The sequence below is a fragment of the Stieleria marina genome, assembly GCA_007741555.1.
GTDB lineage: Bacteria > Planctomycetota > Planctomycetia > Pirellulales > Pirellulaceae > K23-9.
On record CP036526.1, the window covers coordinates 213,929 to 232,583 of the forward strand.

The 18,655-nt window shown below is 55.3% G+C and carries 12 protein-coding genes; 9 read left to right on the forward strand and 3 right to left on the reverse strand.

What is annotated here, in order from left to right:
• The first annotated feature begins 374 nt into the window (after positions 1–374).
• Positions 375–2,138: a prolyl oligopeptidase family serine peptidase gene (locus tag K239x_RS28175; RefSeq protein WP_419189514.1), complete on the forward strand. Its 1,764-nt coding sequence runs from the start codon at positions 375–377 to the stop codon at positions 2,136–2,138.
• On the opposite strand, the gene K239x_RS00840 is transcribed toward K239x_RS28175, so the two are convergent.
• Complete coding sequence (locus K239x_RS00840) at positions 2,135–2,446, reverse strand: hypothetical protein (protein ID WP_145415817.1); 312 nt, start codon at positions 2,444–2,446, stop codon at positions 2,135–2,137. The two genes, K239x_RS28175 and K239x_RS00840, sit on opposite strands and share 4 nt — an antisense overlap.
• 191 nt (positions 2,447–2,637) lie before the next feature.
• Between K239x_RS00840 and K239x_RS00845 the strand changes: the two genes are divergently transcribed.
• The 8 genes from K239x_RS00845 (at position 2,638) to K239x_RS00880 (ending at position 17,416) form a co-directional block, all read left to right on the forward strand.
• Positions 2,638–3,954, forward strand: a complete 1,317-nt coding sequence (locus tag K239x_RS00845; RefSeq protein ID WP_145415818.1) for a hypothetical protein — start codon at positions 2,638–2,640, stop codon at positions 3,952–3,954.
• A gap of 139 nt (positions 3,955–4,093) precedes the next feature.
• A complete protein-coding gene (locus K239x_RS00850; protein ID WP_145415819.1) occupies positions 4,094–4,795 on the forward strand; it encodes a hypothetical protein in 702 nt (233 codons plus the stop codon).
• Positions 4,796–5,240: 445 nt separating this feature from the next.
• A complete protein-coding gene (locus K239x_RS00855) occupies positions 5,241–8,030 on the forward strand; it encodes a c-type cytochrome (RefSeq protein ID WP_145415820.1) in 2,790 nt (929 codons plus the stop codon).
• 91 nt (positions 8,031–8,121) lie between these two features.
• Positions 8,122–10,587, forward strand: coding sequence for a ThuA domain-containing protein (locus K239x_RS28180; protein WP_419189515.1), 2,466 nt, complete (start codon positions 8,122–8,124; stop codon positions 10,585–10,587).
• Between the two features lie 52 nt (positions 10,588–10,639).
• A complete protein-coding gene (locus K239x_RS00865; RefSeq protein WP_145415821.1) occupies positions 10,640–12,682 on the forward strand; it encodes a S9 family peptidase in 2,043 nt (680 codons plus the stop codon).
• Positions 12,683–12,727: 45 nt separating this feature from the next.
• Positions 12,728–14,344: a sulfatase family protein gene (locus K239x_RS00870; RefSeq protein WP_419189516.1), complete on the forward strand. Its 1,617-nt coding sequence runs from the start codon at positions 12,728–12,730 to the stop codon at positions 14,342–14,344.
• A gap of 39 nt (positions 14,345–14,383) precedes the next feature.
• Positions 14,384–15,850: a sulfatase gene (locus tag K239x_RS00875; protein WP_145415822.1), complete on the forward strand. Its 1,467-nt coding sequence runs from the start codon at positions 14,384–14,386 to the stop codon at positions 15,848–15,850.
• Between the two features lie 138 nt (positions 15,851–15,988).
• Positions 15,989–17,416, forward strand: coding sequence for a sulfatase (locus K239x_RS00880; protein ID WP_145415823.1), 1,428 nt, complete (start codon positions 15,989–15,991; stop codon positions 17,414–17,416).
• A gap of 296 nt (positions 17,417–17,712) precedes the next feature.
• On the opposite strand, the gene K239x_RS00885 is transcribed toward K239x_RS00880, so the two are convergent.
• Together K239x_RS00885 and K239x_RS00890 are read right to left on the reverse strand one after the other, a co-directional pair.
• Positions 17,713–17,862 carry a DUF2867 domain-containing protein gene (locus K239x_RS00885; RefSeq protein ID WP_145415824.1) on the reverse strand — a complete coding sequence of 50 codons (150 nt, stop codon included), beginning with the start codon at positions 17,860–17,862 and terminating at the stop codon, positions 17,713–17,715.
• 342 nt (positions 17,863–18,204) lie between these two features.
• Complete coding sequence (locus K239x_RS00890; protein WP_419189517.1) at positions 18,205–18,642, reverse strand: SDR family NAD(P)-dependent oxidoreductase; 438 nt, start codon at positions 18,640–18,642, stop codon at positions 18,205–18,207.
• Positions 18,643–18,655: the final 13 nt, after the last annotated feature.

Here is an 18,655-nt window from a genome sequence, read left to right on the forward strand (position 1 = left end):
AACGGCTGCTCGCAAAATTGGGTCAGTTCGATGCTTTCCGGCAATGAGTGATTCGCGTCCGGTGGGAAGAGTTCGCCACCGCCGAAGCATCCAGCACCTCACGTCGGTTTCGGCGATGCGAAATAGAGCGTCGCACTCGATCAACGATCCCAAGCCGCTGATCGGCCTCAATGCGACTTGCTGGCCAACCCAGCCATGTGGTCACGGCGTCGGCACCAATAGTCTCGGCAATTGACTGTTTGGAGTCGTGCTGAGAGCGGCTGGGAGGATAAGTTCTACACGCACGACTGGCGACGATAGGTTTTCGCTTCGTGGCTAATTGAATCCTCTGATTGATACACCAATCTTTTGAATTCCCAAACAGAAGGAAGAATGTGAAGAGTCTGCTAGCCTGCTGTATCGCCATCGTCGTTTGTGCGAAACCTGTCGCTGCTGACCAATTGCGACTGGAATCCGGCGAGGAATTTATCGTGCAATCATGGTCGCAGGAGAAGAACTTCAAACGACCGTACTTTGTCCGGGGCCCTGAAATCAGTGTCTCCGAAATTGAAGAACCCGGTATTGATGCACCCAATGGCACTGGTGCCCGAAAGCTTCCCGTGTTCATTTTTCTGCATGGCAACGGGGGCAATGCGAAGGAAGCCATGCGCGGGTTCATGCGGGGGCGCGGAGAGATCGCTTCTCGCTACATCATGGTGTTTCCCCAAGGCTATCGCGAGAGCTGGAATATTGTTTCGGAGCGTTCCAAGGCAGACGATCTGGGCTTCATCGAAGCAATCGTTCGGAAACTGGCCAAATTTGATAACGTGGATTCCGACAACTTCACGATCATGGGGGCATCCAATGGTGCGGCGCTGGTGAACCAACTGGCGATCGAAAGCAAATTGCCGAATATCCGCAATTACATTAGTGGCGTCAGCCAACTCAACGTGTGGCAATACGACGGCAAGCATTTCAAAGCGAAAGGTGACGACAACAACTATCGCAATGCGGCCATCCCTGCGAAAGGCAAGCGACTGCTGAACATTTCCGGCGTGAACGACAAGCTGGTTCCGTATCACGGTGGTCCTTCGAGAGTCATTCCCGCCAAAGGTGGAAAGCTGGCTTTCGTTGGCGCCGAGAAGTCGACATTCGTATGGGCCCAGCAAATGGGATACAAGGGAAAACGGCTACTCCAGCCATCCCAGACGATCGAGAACGTGGAAGTCTTTCGCTACCTGGATGGCGACGTTGTTCATTACAAGGTGACCAATGAAGGCCACGGTGCCACACACGGCATCAGCGAGCAGATGCTGCTGAATTTCCTCGGCGACACTCAAGAAATCCGCACCAAACAAACCGTCAATGAGGAGACGCCTCGCGTCGGCCAGTTCATTGGCTTCATGCACAACAACGTGAAAAGAGACTATCTGCTCCACGTTCCTCAAGACCTTCCCGGTAACTCGCCTCTAGTGTTCGTGCTCCACGGGTATCGCGCCGATGCCAGAGACTACGTGGAACTTGGAATGAATCGTCTGGCCGATACCAACGGGTTTGCCGTCTGTTATCCACAGGGAACTGACGATCTCGAAGGGATACCCCACTGGAACGCTCGGCTGAAGATCAGCAAGACTGACGACATCGGCTTCCTTTCGGCACTCGCGTCTGACCTGCAATCAAAGCACTCGCTCAACAAAAGTAAGACCTTTGTGTGTGGGATCTCCAACGGCGGCTTGATGAGTTACACGCTGGTCGCTGAAAAACCGGACGTCTTCAAAGCTGCAGCATCCGTGATTGGCACCATGAGTGGCTACACTTGGGAACACCGCAGTGTGATCCGCCCTGTTCCCATTCTGCAAATCTCGGGTCTGGATGACGAGGTCATCCCTTACGACGGAAGCATGCCAAAGTCAGGCGGTTGGGGCGGCGCCCCGGATCAGAATGTGATGATGCAGTTCTGGCGCAAGCTCAACGAAACCAAGACGGACGAGGTCATCAAGATTTCTGACATGACCACGGCGCACCGTTACAAGGACGGAGTAAACGGCAACGAGGTGTGGCACTACCAGATCAAGCAGTTCGGGCACAGGATTCCGGGCCAGCGGGAAATGGGGACCAGCGTCGCTGAGGTGATTTGGGAGTTCTTCAGCAAATTCTAGGGACCGGTCCGAAGCAGCGGAGCCAAGCGTCCGGCGAACAAAGCGATCAGCCGAAAGAGTTCACGTGGGTATGAAGAGTTCACGTGGATATCTCGAAGGCCCATTTCCCCCGGCGTGCGAAACGTCTTGTTGCCTTGCTTCACCGCCAGAGCGAATGCGTCCAGCAACGTGGCCTGCTGGAGCGTTTGATGGAGTTCGATGTCTCGGTAATTGATGCGCAGCCGCTTCGGATTGGGCTCTCCGTTCATGGACTGAGTAAACCCGTTTCCGCAGGTTTTGCCGCTGCGGTTGACTTCATTCAGCGACAAAACAAACAAAGCGTCGAACGACCCCTTTATTCCCTCCTGCTCCTCTTTTCCTTAAGCTATCGGGCGCTGCTATCGCATCATTCGACTCTCAGACAGTCCCGTTTTGCGTCAGCAAATGAAATCCCCTATCAGCTCTCCAGGAACTTCTTGGAGCCGACACGCTTCTTTTAATTCATTGAGGTTCATTACCGATGTCGTCAATTCTCGCGGACAAACTGCACGAGTACCCCCAGCAAGATGTAATCGACGGATCCGGCGGAAGCTCCGATTCGATTCTTGATGACTGCCTGAATCAGAACGACGGGGTCCTGCAGCTCATCCACCGCTACGCGGGCAGGACATTTTGCACGCCGGGCAAACGACTTCGCCTTGATGAAAAATCGTACTATCCCGACTACATGAACGGGACGGGCCTGGATGAACTCTGGATGTGCTGCACCGTGCCCATCGTCACGGGTGTCGTCGATACTCGCACAAACAAAGCACCGTTTCGCGAAGGTGAATCGCACGTGCTCACTCCAAGCGGCCAAGTGATCTCGTTGCAGGATTTGATCACCGCCAATCCAGAATCCGTGATGGGGGAAAAGGTGACGGCGTTTGCGAAATCACTTTATGGAGATCCGACCTGGCCGATCGTTTCCAAGAAGTTCGACAACCTGAATCCGATCCCACATCACCTTCACTGGTCAAAGTGGGAAGTGTACGACATCAATTCTTTCGACAATCCAGGAGTCAGTCCGTCGCACTATCACACCACGGCAATGGGGCTGTACCCGTTCGTGACCAAGGATCAGTTTCTTGACTGCATGAAAAGCTGGGGAGAGGGCGAATACAACGGCGTTCGTCACTTGTCGCCGCACGTGATGATGCACATTGATAATGGCTTCGTGATGCCCAACGGCGTGCTGCACTCGCCGACCGACCTTTGCACGCACGAGCTGCACGTCACGATGGACGAGCACTTCCTGGCCGAAGACCTGACGCTTGACGGACGGATCGGAGCAGCGGATGCGTTTTACGCATGCAGAGAAGAAGACTATCCGAAGGATCGCCACGAAGACTGGGAGTACCTGGTTGAAAAGTTCGACTTCGCGGCCAACCAGGATCCCGACTTCGTCATGAAGAATCGGCGTCCTGCAATCACCGCCGAAGAATTTGCAGGTGATGGTGTCGACGCCAAGTGGATCGTCTACGGTGACTTCCTTGGTGATCAAAAGTGCTCCATCCTACGACTCACTGTGCAGCCTGGCGGTAAGACTCAGTTTTGCCCGGAGAGCCCCGCGCTATTCCACACCAATGGCGGAAGTGGCCGCGTTGGAAAACTCGAAGTGAAATATCACCAGGGCATGGTTCTCGGCGAGCTCTATCCTGAAATCGGATTCATCACTCAGGCAGCGTTGTCAAACGGCGGCGTGCAGATCGAGAATACGGGAACCGAACCGCTAGTGTTAACCTTCGACTTTCCGCAGAACGCGCACTCCAAAACGCCCGGTGTTGACGCGACGTAACATCGCGCGATGCGATCATTCGTGAACGGGGCCGAGTCATTGGACATGGCCTAACAGCGGTTCCGCTGTATGGGGCGTCATGCTGTTCACGAATGCACATGGTCCCGCTCCGGCTTGCAGCCCGTCGCGGTGAGCCATCATGACGGGCATCTCGCCGCATGTGTCTGGACTGTACGACAACCGCCAGAAGATGCGGCAGCGCATGCCGGATGCGGAACTACTGCCAAAGCACTTTTCGAATCACGGCTACTGGTCAGCCGGATCGGGAAAGCTGCTGCATTACTTCATCGATGCGGACTCATGGGACGAGTACTACCCGCCGAAAGAGACCTGCGACGGACCAAGCCTCGTACTGCTGCTGAATAACGCCGAAGCAGATTGGCCTCACGTTTCCATCTCGTATCTCGGTCGCTCCGGCAACTACGGTCGCAGCGGTCGACGCTACCGCTACATCGCTTGCGACAACGGCGACGAAGAGGTGTATGACATCGAAACCGACCGGTACGAATGGACGAATCTCGCCGCGAAGCCAGGGTTCGCCGAAAAGATCGCGGAACTGAAGTCGCATGTGCCCGATAACTTCGCCAAGTATGAAGGCGCCAGCATCGATTCGCTGCCAAAGCTTAAATGGATCCCGCTCAACGACAAAAAGGCACCCGCTTCAGAGTCTGACAGCCCCAAATTTGATGTCCACTTTACCAACAAGCGTGGCAAGCCCGTGAGGATGTTTCAGATGAACGACGAAGGCGTACTGAAACCCTACGGAACGCTGGAAACCGGCTGGAGCAAACCCGCTTGCGGCGCACCCAGGAGCCGTCTGGATGATCGCCGATTCCGATGATAGACCACTCGGCTACTTCACCGTCGGAGATCAAACTGCCCACGCCGTGATCCCGCTACAAAGGACCCGGACTAGCCGTGCGTCGTCCCTATGTCAACGCGTGACGATCGGATAGCGACTGGACGATTGGACAACGACTGATTGCCGGTTTCCATTTTTCAATTGAGTCCTCACGCGGCACTGTTTTCCACGGCGAGCTGTCTTTCCTTCGTTTACACTGCCGTTGTTTGGAATCACTCCATTTGGATAGTTTGCGTCACGACGCAACCAGGATCAGCTAACTTGAAAACAACAAGCCTCTGCGCGAATCGTATTGAATTGCCTTGGAAAGAAGGCAGCCAGAAGTGGTTGGCAGGAAGCCGCGTTCATGTTGTTGATTGCATGAACGTTGGCGTTCTGCCCCAGACGTTGCTACTTGGAAATGTGCTTCGGGAGTTGAACTAGCATGCAGTTTGTTTTTCGCTTCGCGTTTGCGATGGTCGTGTGCAGTGCGACCGTGGGTTACGCCCAGCAACCGAAACTGACGCTGACTGAGCAACTGCAGCAGGAATCCCCGGAACGTCTGGTCGCCCGCGCTCGTCAGTCGGGCGACATTGTGCGCGGCGCGATTCTGTTTCATCAGGGCAGCTTGAACTGCGCGAAGTGTCATCAACCGGCGGCCGAAAAAGATCGCCTCGCACCAGATCTCAGTCGCTTGGAAAAAGAGGTCACCGACGCGTCGCTTGTCGAATCCATCCTTGATCCGTCCAAAGCGATTTCCAAGGGTTATGAAACCCTGAACATACTGACTGGCAACGGTCGAGTGATCAGCGGGCTTGTCGTTAGCCAGGATGACGACCTGGTTGTGCTACGTGACGGGCAGGATATCGACAAGCTACACAGAATCCCGCAAGCCAACATCGACCAAACGAATCCTAGCAAAGTTTCGATCATGCCCAGCGGGTTGGCGGATCAACTGACGGGTCGCCAACAGTTTTTAGATCTATTGCGATACGTTATCGACATCAAAGAACGCGGGCCGGCAAACACGGCTGAAATGCAGGCTTCAGCGCCCCGCCGAAAATTGACGGCGGAGATCGAGGGTCTCGTGTTGATGCAGGAACACCATTGTTCGGCCTGTCACGAGTCGTCGTTCATTGATTCTCTTCCGGCAGCCCATCAAGGACCCAACCTGAAGTGGTCCGCACAACGACTCCGTCCACAATACCTGGCTCGGTTCATTGCCGATCCCCACCAAACCAAACCGGGGACCCGCATGCCCTCGTTGCTGGGGCAGATCGATGAAGCCGAACGAACCGAATCCGCCAAGGCCATCGTTCACTTTCTGCTCTCCATTGCGCCCGATCGGTTGCCCGACGAAGCACAAGAGGTGGACCACGATTCGATCGAAAGCGGCCGCAGTCTTTTCCATTCCGTCGGTTGCGTTGCCTGCCATGCGCCGCGTGACGAAAAGGCCGTCGAGCAACCGCTGGAAGATTCCGTTCCGATGGGAGAACTCCGAACGAAGTACAGTTCGCAGGCCCTCACCGCGTTCCTGGAAAATCCGCACGCAGCCCGACCTTCGGGCCGGATGCCAAACATGCAATTGACTCACCGCGAAGCGAGTCTTCTGTCCAGCTACTTGCTTCAGAACGACGAAATGTTGACGGCGGTCTTAGAGGATCCGTGGCCAGTCGACGCCAAGCTATCGGACAAAGGCAAGCAGCTCTTCACGAAACTCAATTGCGCCGAATGCCACTCGGGCATCATCGACTCAAACACCACATCGGAGGGTTTCACGAAACTCGCCAATCTCGACACCAGCAAAGGCTGCTTGTCAGGGGCACTAGGAAATTGGCCGGATTTCGCGCTCACAGAACTCGACACTAAAAACATCCGGGCGGGACTCGATCGAGGACTCAACGGATTGGATCCCCAGCAGACCATCGACTTCACGCTGACGTCGTTTGGCTGCACCGTGTGTCACAGTCGAGACAACCTTGGCGGTGTCAGCCAACAGCGACGTATTCACTTTCAAACCACCAACCTGAATCTTGGCGAACAGGGAAGAATTCCACCTACGCTGACAGGTGTGGGGGCCAAGCTGAATCCAAAGTGGATGCGCGATGTGCTGGTAAACGGTCGATCGATTCGGCCCTACATGAAAACGCGAATGCCAAAGTACGGCGAACACAACATCGGTCACCTTGTCGATCTGTTTCAAGCAACCGACAAACTTCCCGAAACGCAGTTCGCTGAAGTCCATGATCAAAAGGAAACGCGAAATCTGGGACTGAAAATCGTGGGCAACCAGGGGCTCAACTGCGCGGCATGCCACACGTACCAGTACAAATTGTCCGACACGATGCCCGCGGTGGATCTGACCGAGATGGTCCAGCGACTGAAGAAAGACTGGTTTTACCAGTATATGCTGGCGCCACAAAAGTTCAGTCCGAACACCGTGATGCCATCGTACTGGCCAGGTGGTGTCGCGCTGCGTCGCGACATCGACGGAAGTCCTGAGGATCAAATCGAAGCCATCTGGCAATATCTGATCGATGGCCGCCAAGCTCGCGCGCCCGCAGGCGTCATTCGGGAGCCGCTGGAGATCGTGGTTACGGACGAAGCCAGAATGTTGCGGCGCAAATACGCGGAGATCGGAAAGCGCGGGATCGGAGTCGGCTATCCCGGAGGCGTGAACCTTGCGTATGACGCTCAGCAAATGCGGCTGGCATCGATTTGGCGCGGCAAGTTTGTTGACCCGGCGGCCGTCTGGTACGGACAGGGCAGCGGCAACGTTCGTGCGATGGGCACGATCATTCCATTGCCAAAGGGGCCTGAGCTTTTTTCGGGCGAGCAGCCAGAAATCACGGACAACAGCCGACCGACGACGCATCAGTTCAAGGGCTATACGCTCGACGACAAACGGCGACCAACACTGCGATACGAATTCGGCGAGGTCGCTGTCGAAGACTATTTCCGCGAGTACCCAGACGATGCAACCAACAAGGTGCAACTGCGCCGGAGCGTCACATTTACGTCAGCCGAAAAAAGCGAACTGCTACGCTTCCGACTAGCCAACGGTGATGGTATCGAATCGAACTCCAACGACCGCTATCGGATCGGAAAGGGACTGACGATCCGTGTTGCGTCGGGACAGAAAGCAGAACTCATGGATGCTGGACTACTCTTCGTTCCGCTACAGCTTGACGGCAAGCGGCCAGAAGAACTCGTGCTGGAATATCTCTGGGAGTGACCGCGGCAAACCCTTGACGGTAGTACCGGTTCCCACCAGGCGGTCAAAACTCCCCCGCTCTGCGATTGATTACCAAACCTAAACAATAGATATGCTCAACATCCTGATCGAATCCATTGCCGCGATCGCCATTGCGTTCGCTCCACAGACCGAAACCCTCGGCGAGTATTGGGGCACGGGGGAAGACGAGTCCGTCTACTACAAACTAGTCGATGTTCCGCTGCCAAAGGAACTGGCGATCGAAGCTGGCAGCTTTGAAGTCATGCCGGACAAGGAGTCGCTGGCCATCGCCACTCGACGCGGTGACATTTTCATCGCCGACGGTGTGTTCGACAAATATCCGGAACCACATTTTCACAAGTTCGCCGAGGGGCTCGACGAGATTTTCGGGCTAGCCTTTCACGATGGTTCGTTCATCGCCACCCAGCAGGCCGAAGTAACCCGGATCACGGACAACGATGGTGATGGTCGGGCGGACCGGTTCGACACCATCAGCGACAAATGGGGATTCGGCGATTACCACGAGTTCGCATTCGGTTCCAAACCGGACGCCGACGGCAATGTGTGGGTAGGGCTTTGCTTGACGAAGTCGTATCACTCCGAACAACCATTTCGCGGCTGGTGCCTAAAGATCACGCCCGAAGGCAAAGCGATTCCTATCTGCAGTGGCATTCGCAGTCCCTGCGGCATTGGTCCGAACGAGCATGGCGTGATGTTCTATGCCGAAAGCCAGGGGCCGTGGAACGGTTCGTGCAGTTTGAAGGTGCTGCAGCCCGGCGGGTTCATGGGGCATCCGGTCAGCTTCAACTGGTACGAACTAGCACCCGAAATGGGACCGGTGCCAGTGAAACCTAACACGCCATCGCGACTGGAAATCGAACGCAAGCGAGTCAAAGAACTCGTGCCGTACGCCGTTGTCTTTCCGTACATCAGAATGGGGCGGTCGATTTCCGGATTCCAGGTTGACCGGACTGGCGGAAAATTCGGGCCGTTCACCAACCAGATCTTCATCGGCGACTTTAGCCTGGGCGTCGTCATGCGGGCGACGACGGAGAAAGTCAACGGTGTCTGGCAGGGCGCGTGCTATCCGTTTCGAGAAGGATTTGCGACGGGGTTGCTGGCCGTTCAGTTCACTCCCGACGGAAACCTGATCGCCGGCGGAACCAACCGCGGTTGGCCGGTTCGTGGCCCCAAAGCTTACGCGATTCAGCGATTGGACTGGACCGGAATCACGCCCTTCGAGATCAAAGAAATCAAAGCGAAGCCGCAGGGGTTTCAGATCGCGTTTACCAAACCCGTCGATCGTGACGTCGCTGCGAAACCGGAAACGTATCAACTCAAAACGTTCACTCACATGTATCGCCAGGCTTACGGCAGCCCGGAAGTCGACCAGACGGTGCCGACCGTGTCCGCCGTCCACGTGGCCGACGATGCCATGAGCGTTGTCATCGACGTCGAGGGTCTGGTCCAAGGTCATGTGCACGATTTCTTTCTTCCCGACATGCGATCGAGCGATCAGCTTAAACTTCTGCACGCCAACGCGTTCTACACACTCAACGAGATCCCCAAAGCGAGTACGCAGGACACGGCCGAAGCCAAACATTCAAGCGAATCGATGCCGTGGCTGCACTATCCAGATGGCGAGGGCCCCGGTAAGGGGAAACACGTCGTGCTGATCGCTGCTGAGCAAGAATATCGCAGCGAACAGTCAATGCCGATGCTGGCCAAGGTGCTGGCGAAACAACACGGTTTTGGTTGCACCGTTTTGTTTTCCGTGAACGAAAACGGCGAAGTCGATCCCACGCTTCCGGCACCCTTTAAAGATAAAGACAAACGCCACCACATCCCGGGACTTGAAAAACTTGCCGACGCCGATTGTTTAATCTGGATGTCGCGATTCATGCACTTGCCCGACGATCAAATGCAGGATTTTTTCAATTACTTTGATTCCGGCAAACCAATCATCGCACTACGCACCGCGAACCATGGCTTCCAACGCGGCAAGAAGTACGTCGTAGACCAGCGCACCGTGAGCCTGCGGGAATTCCTTGGTGGTGCGTTTTCCGGACATCACGGCGGCTGGCACCGCGAATCCACTCGAGGCATCGTCGTTGACGAGCAAAAGGAGCACCCCATCCTCACGGGTGTCCGCGACATCTGGGGCACGTCGGACGTCTATCGTTGCCACACAGATGAAGCTCCGTTTCCTGATGACTGCACGTCGCTGGTTCTAGGTCAGCCGCTCGTCAATTTGCAGCCGGACGCACCGGCTAATTCCAAAAAGGAACCGCTGCCGATCGCCTGGGCGAAAACGTGGAAGGGTAACGCGGGACGGTCATCACGAATCTTTCATTTCACGATGGGCTCAGCAGAAGACTTTGCCAATGAAGGTGTCCGACGGATGACGGTTAACGCGGTCTACTGGGGCATCGGAATGGAATCGAAGATCACTGCCGATCGATCCGTCGAAATCGTGGGCGAATACAAGCCGCTTGCCGCTGGTTTCAACTACGAAAAACTGGGCGTAAAGCCGCGGAAACCGGAATACTACAAGTAAGCTCCGTCGCCAAACTTGTCGTGGTGGCTTCGTCATCTATCCAAAGATCTCCATGAAACATCTCATCGTCCACCTCCTCCTCGCCGCCTTTTCGCTGCACTTTATCAGCATCGGTGAAGCTTGGGCTCAAGATCAATCCAGGCAAGAGGAAGCTACCGAGCGACTTCGTGCGATCTATGAACGCAACGAATTTCGTGCTCCGGACGTCGATGCCGAGTGGCTTCCGGATAGCTCTGGCTACCAACTCCGCGAGAAAGACTCAACGACCAACAAGCCCGTTGTCGCTCTGTACGATGTCGAATCGGGAGCACGCACGGTTGTTGAGAAGCCAGGCACAAAGAACCGTCTGTCGCCCAGCGGCGCCCGTGTCGCGGAAGCTCGCAATCGAAAAGTCGTTGTGCGAGACGTCGACAGCGACAAACGAACTGTACTGACGGAAAATGTCGGCGATCGTGATATTTCTTTTCGCGACCTGCGTTGGAGTCCCAGCGGCAAGTATCTCTCGTTCGTGGAAGCGGACAGCACCGAAGTGAAACAACGATCGGTGCTGGTACCGGGAGATCCGTCTTATCCCGGCGTTAAACAACATCGCTTTGCCCGAGTCGGAGGAAAACTGACATCACTGCGGATTGGGGTTGCTGACGTCGAAAATGAGAAGGTCCGTTGGCTGCCGCTCGAGGTTCCAGGCGAAGGGTTTTATCTTGGCCAGGTCGATTGGATCCCCAGTTCCGACGACCTGCTGGTCGAAACCCTAAGTCGCTTTCGGGACAAACGGGAATTTTGGATCGCTTCGACCGACGGAAAACTGATTCGAATCTACAGCGAAGTCGACGACGCCTGGGCCGTCGGCAGCCACGGCATTAATTCCGGAGCCCACTGGATTCGCGCTGGTGAAGCGTTTGTTTTCATCAGTGAAAAAGACGGATGGCGTCATGCCTGGTTGCTCACGCGCGATGGCAAGACCGAGACGAAGCTCACTCACGGTGAATTCGACATCATCGATCGAGTTCACGTCGATGAAGCGGGCGGATGGTACTACTTTTACGCTTCCCCCGACAACGCGACCCAGAAGTATCTCTATCGTGTTCCGCTCAGCGGCAGTGGAAAACTGGAGCGAATCACGCCGAAGGGTTTATCCGGGACGCACGACTACGTTGTCTCACCCGACGCGAAATGGGCGGTCCATACGTTCTCGACGGCGAATGACCCACCCGTGGTGGACCTTGTTGAGCTGCCCGACCACAAGGTGATTCGTGTACTGAATGATGGTAGCGAGCTGCGAGAGAAGTTTGAAAAGCTGAACGTGCGTCCCACCGAGTTTGTTCAAATCGACATCGGTGACGGCGTGGTGATGGACGCATCGCTCACGAAACCGCGAGACTTTGACGAATCAAAAAAGTATCCCGTTTTCGTGTACGTCTACGGCGAACCCTACCTGCAGACAGTCGTTGACCAGTGGGGCGTCAAACAGATTGATTTCCTTCGCGTCGTTGCGGACCAGGGGTACATCACCGTGTCGATCGACAACCGAGGCACGGCGGCCCCCAAAGGCGCAGCATGGCGACGCTCGATCTTTGGAAGTCTTGGCCCGCTGTCTACCGAAGAACAGGCGGCCGGTATAGCGAAGCTAGCGGAAATGAAATCCTACATCGACCTGGACCGAGTCGGCATCTGGGGCTGGAGCGGCGGTGGCTCCAACACGCTCAACGCGATGTTTCGCAAGCCGGATGTGTACCACGTGGGCATTGCGGTCGTCCCCAAGCCGCAGCCATGGCTTTACAACGCCTGGTTTCAGGAAATCTACATGCGAACCCGCGAAGTCAACGCGGAAGGGTATGAACGATCTGCGCCGATCAACTTCGCCGAAGGCCTGAAAGGCAAGCTGCTGATTGTCACCGGTTCCGGCGAAACCAATACGCACATCCAAATCATCGAAGGGCTCGTCGATCGATTGATCGAACTGGGGAAACCGTTCGACTACATGGTGTATCCCAATCGCGATCACGGACTGCGTGAAGGACAGGGAACGGTCGTCCATGTCCGCATGCTGATCCTGCGATACCTGATCGAGAATCTGCCGCGTGGACCGCGGTAGCATTCCCTTTTCAATCCGTCCTTCGCTTTCATCCAAGAGAATATCGTGTTTGATCCGAACCGTTGTTTGAAACAAGTATCCGGCCTCGGTCGGCCTGTGTGCTTGTCCGTCTTGCTGTTGTCGATGACTGTCATTGCCAAAGCTGAAGACCCTCCCAACATCATCATTGTTTATGCCGATGATTTGGGATTCGGCGACCTGTCCTGTTACAACAGCAAGGCCCCCTACAAAACGCCGCGACTTGATCAGATGGCGGACGAGGGCATCCGGTTTACTGACGCTCACAGCCCGTCCACGATCTGCTCGCCGTCACGGTACGGATTGTTTTCAGGACAGCAGATCTACCGTTCTACTGGTCGTGGTGGTGGTGCGTTTGAGGGACCGGGAGGACCGAGTTACCTCAAGCCAGGAACGCTCACGATTGCTCAAATGCTCAAGGAACAGGGTTATCGAACCGGCGTCTTTGGCAAATGGCACGTTGGACTCAGCTGGTTCGACAAGGACGGCAAACGTCTTGGCGGTGGCTTCAAGAATTCTCTGCTGATCGATTATGAAAAGAGCACGCCGCTGATTGACGGCCCGAATGCTCGTGGTTTCGATGAATCGTTTGTGACACCGAATTGTCCCAATACCGATCCGCTTTACGTGTACATCGAAAATGGAATGGTGGCGGTTCCTGCGAGCGAGCGGCATGACCCCAAGAGCCTGCCCAATCCAGGTGGGAAGTGGCGATGGGATAATGACGCCGGATGGATGTCGCCTGGCTACGACTTCATGAACGCGGACCTTCTGTTCTACGACAAGACGGAAGCATTCATCCGAGAACATCGGACGAAGACTCCCGACAAACCGTTCTTTGCTGTGCTCTCCACCCAAATCGCGCATGCACCGGTTTTGCCTGCCGAAGAATTCAATGGAGCAACCGAAGCCGGACCGCGCGGAGATTTTGTCTGGGAACTGGACGTCCTTGTCGGCCGCGTGCTGGATCTGGTCAAAGAACTCGGCATCGATGATCAGACGCTCGTGATGTTTAATTCTGACAACGGCGCCGAAACGCTTCACGTCAATTGGATGCGTCAGGATCACCAGCATGATCCCTCGGACGGATGGCGGGGAATGAAACGCGACGCTTGGGAAGGCGGCCACCGCGTGCCCTTCATTGCGCGATGGCCAGGACAGATTCCGCCAAAGCAAGTGTCCACGCAAATGACCAACACCACCGACATCTTCGCAACGGTGGCCTCGGCCGTCGGCGTTTCGTTGCCGGACGAAGCCGCAACCGACAGCTTTGACATGTTGCCTGTGATGTTGGGGCAACAAGATGAATCCAATTCCGTTCGTCCGCACCTGCTGACGCAGAGTTTCCGGGGAGAGTTCCAGATTCGTCAGGGACCGTGGAAGTATCTCGATCACAAAGGATCCGGTGGAAACAACTACGAAGTGAAGAACATGCAACCCTGGGCGCTGCCGGAAAAAGCTCCGGATGCACCGGGGCAACTCTACAACTTGGACGACGATCCGGGTGAGACGAACAACTTATACTTCAAAGAAGAAGCCAAACGCAAAGAGATGCAGGAATTGCTGTCGAAGCTGAAGTCCTCCGGTCGCAGCGCACCGACGAACCGCAAACCTTTTCGCAAGCCCATCAAGGCACGTCAATGAGCATCCGCAACAACACCATTCAATTACGGAGCATCAACGATGCGTGATCGTCTCTGCAGCATCACCGGCGGAGCGACAGGCTTTGCCGCTGCCTTGCTGGTTCTTTGTTCCACCGCGATTGCGCAGCAGTCGCATGGAGAAAAAGTCAGTCAGCGACCCAACTTTGTGTTTTTCCTAGTTGACGATTTGGGCTGGATGGACATCGGCGCCAATGGCAGTTCGTTTTACGAAACGCCAAACATTGACAAGTTGGCGGATGAGGGCGTCCGATTTACTCAAGCGTATGCGGGCTCGCCGGTTTGTTCGCCCACCAGGGCTTCGATTCTGACAGGCAAGAATCCTGCACGGATCAACCTCACGCAGTGGATCGGCGGCCCCGGCAACCCGGACTACGAACGAAACTTGCCGTTAAACGAAGTGACATTTCCTGAACTCTTGCAAGACGCCGGCTACAAGAACATCTTTCTTGGCAAATGGCACCTCAATAACAGGGAGGGCGAAGGCACACATTGGCCGGACAAACACGGCTTCGACATCAACGTTGCCGGTCACTTTCGCGGCGGGCTCTACATCAAGAACAAGTACTTCTCACCATGGGATATCCCAAATATCGAGAATGGCCCCGATGGTGAATACATCACCGATCGCTTAGCGGAAGAAGCTGTCGGCTTTATCAATCAGAGTTACGACTCGCCATTCTTGGTGTACTTCTCATTCTACCAAGTCCACGCTCCGTTCAGCGCGCCCAAGCCGAGTGTCAAGAAGTACGAGGAAAAGCAGAAGACGATCGCATTGACCGACGACGTGCGATTCCGCGAAGACATGCATGCGGGGAAGCAAGTCAAGTTCCGCGACAGGCAGGATCATCCCACGTATGCCGCCATGGTTGCGTCGATGGACCAGGCTGTGGGACGCGTCCTCGAAGCCGTCAAAGTGAAAGGCCTTGAAGACAACACGGTTGTTGTTTTCTTTTCGGATAATGGAGGCCTTTCTACGTCCGAAGGAATGCCAACGGCGAACACACCTCTGAAGGCCGGGAAGGGTTGGTTGTACGAAGGCGGAATCCGAGAACCGTGCATCATCAAATGGCCTGGAGTCGCCACGCCCGCTGTTTCTGACACTGTGATCACCAGCATGGATTTCTACCCAACGATTCTGCAGATGGCCGGCCTTCCACTTCGTCCTGATTTGCACAAGGACGGCAAGAGTCTCGTTCCGATCCTGAAAGACAAGACACAGAAACTCCATGACGCGACGTACTTCCATTACCCACATCGGTCGAATCAGAAAGGCAGCCCCAGCAGTGCGATTCGCAAAGGAGACCACAAGCTGATCGTGTTCTTTCGCGACGGTCACCGGGAACTGTACGACCTGAAGCAGGACATCGGAGAGAAACAAGATCTGGCAGACACAATGCCAGAGCTCGCGGACAGCCTGCACGATGAACTGAAGAGCTGGTGGAAGGAAGTCGACGCTCGATTTCCAGAGGGTTTCGCCACCGACTAACAGTGGTCTGTCAGCAATCAACGCTTGAAGTAGTGGTCTTCGCCAGAAGTCCATTGAAGGTTGAGTTCTTAAGCGTCTTACTACACGAGGAAATCTGGCGAATTCCACTACGTTTCAGACCAAGAGAGAAACGAAATCATGTTGCTATCCGGATTCAATTGTTTGCTGGCGTTGCTGTTCAGCCTTAGTGTGTTTTCTGTGAGCGCATGGGGTAAGGAATCCACCGCGGCCGGGAAAACGCCGAACGTCGTTTTGATCATGGCGGATGATCTTGGCTGGAAAGACTTGCATTGCTACGGCAACGACCAGCTTGATACGCCCAACATCGATCGGCTGGCCGAGCAGGGTTTGCTGTTCACAGATGCGTATTCGGCCGCACCCGTCTGCACGCCGACACGTGCGGCGCTGATGACGGGAGAATCGCCGGCGCGCCTGAATATCACCAATCACGCCGGAGGACACGTTCCGAATTTCCAAAAGCCCGGCACAGATTTGATCACGCCGATCTGGTTGCGGCATCTGCCACTGGAGCGCGTGACGCTGGCTGAGCAACTCAGGGCGGCGGGCTACGCGACTGGCTTTGTCGGCAAGTGGCATCTTTCCAATAGTCGACAATCTATCCCGGACGCGAACAATAAGCTGTCGTCTGAACCGGAGTTACGCCCGGAGCATCAGGGCTTTGACATCAATGTCGGTGGATGCCGTTTCGGAGGGCCGCCGAGCTATTTCAGCCCGTACAAGCTTCCTAACCTGGAGGGGAAAATCGACGGCGAGTACCTGCCTGACAGGTGTGCTGATGAATGCATCGGCTTCATGGAGTCGGCCAAAGCCAGCGATCATCCGTTCTTCCTTTGCTGGTGGAACTATTCGGTGCACTATCCCTTTCAGGCTCCCGCCGATTTGATCGCGAACTACGAAAAGAGAAAAGGTCCGGGCGTCGAAAACCCAACCTACGCCGCGATGATCGAGGGGATGGATGCATCGATCGGGAAGCTTCTCACCGCAATCGACGATCAGGGGCTGAGTGAAGAGACTCTGGTGGTCTTTACTTCCGACAACGGACCGTTCGCGGCGAACGTAAAACCTCTGAGGGCTGAGAAGGGTTATCTATACGAAGGCGGAATCCGTGTCCCGATGATTGTTCGCTGGCCTGGTCGCGTCAAGCCTTCGACTCGGACGTCGACGCCCGTGATCACGATGGACATTCACGCAACGATTCTGGATGCCGCCAAGTTACAGGCCGATCCGTCCAACACTCAGGACGGAATTTCTCTGTTGCCGATGCTGACCGGCGAATCAGAGTTGCGGCGTCAGTCGATTTACTTTCACTATCCCAATTACGCGTTCCACAAAAAGAATCGACTGGCTAGTGCGGTTCGCTCGGGTGATTACAAGTTGCTCTGGTTTTACGACGACGATTCCGTTGAACTCTACGATCTGAAAAACGACATCAGCGAGTCACGCAACCTCGCGAGCGAAATGCCGGACAAGGCACGACAGCTTCGATCGGAACTGGAGGCATGGCTCAAAGAAACCAATGCCAGCCAGCCTGGACGTGCCAATTGAGCCAAGTTTCTCAGCCCGGACAAATCCCTGTTTTGCTGGTTTAAGAACCGGCGATACGCCTGTCCGAGCGAGTCCGGTGGATTTGCGTTGTCCTTTGGGAGTCGGACTTCATGGCTGCCCGAGACTCCCGGTGTCCCCGATCCAGACCGGGGAGTTACCATTTCTTCAATGGGTGTTTTTCATGTTCGTCTCGCCTGAATTGAGCAATCCGACTAACAACATCCGGATGGTTGTCAGTGGATAGGTCGTAGAGTTCGATGTTTCCATACAGACCATTGAGTCGGCAGCCCTTTCATTTATCCGTTGACACGCCAGAAGTCGACCGCCTCGCCATAACTGAGTGTCTGCGGATGGCGTCGGCCCCGACGCAGTCCAGGTCCTCCAATCGCTTTGTTTATCAGTCCGCGCAGCCACCAAAGCCAACGTGTGATGTGGCAGGCGATCAAAGACTCTCAAGCCGTTAACCCGACCCGAGCTAAACATGAACCGTCCGGTTCGGTGGGTCGGAAGCAAACGGCATGGTAACAAGCGGCCACTTTGTGAACCGAGAGCGCGATAGTTCGCAGAGAAAAAACCGCCCGGACGGACGCTGGCTAATGCGAATCTGGGACGGCCGAGTTCGGAAGAGAGGTTTCGGGCAAATCACCGGAACTTGAAAAACGCCCCAAACACGGCGTTTATTAGCCGGCCAAGAACGGCCGATGGAGACTCTCAACCTGCGAACTGGCCGGTAGGGCCAATTCCGCAGATCGTGATGAGTGCAGCGGAAACAACAGTCTTTGTGAAGGCTATCTATATCGATAAGCAGCAGAAGTGATGTTATCGAGTCGGGAGCCTGGGTGCCGGACGGTTCTTCCAAACCTAAGTGACGCTGTCTTCGTTGGCGCGGTAGCCTTCGTAGCCTGCCTTCGCGACAGCTTCGGCGACAAGGTTGCGGATGAGAACATGCCTAGCTTACCCATGCCAGAGTCTTCGCCGAATGCAGTTTCCGTCGCACCGGGTTCGAGGCAAGTGACGTGAAGACCAGTGCCAGCAAGTTTTTCTCGTATACGTTTGGTGAACAACAGCACGTATGCTTTGGTGGCGTCGTAGGCCGACATGTTGGGACGGACTTGATAGGCTGCGATGGAATCTAACCAGTGTTTCTGCGTCTCATCCGGAAGTGATACAGCTTGAAGAAAAAGGGACCCTCGAATGGGCGCACGAGGAACGTTGAACCATTGCATGCCTGTTGTGCTT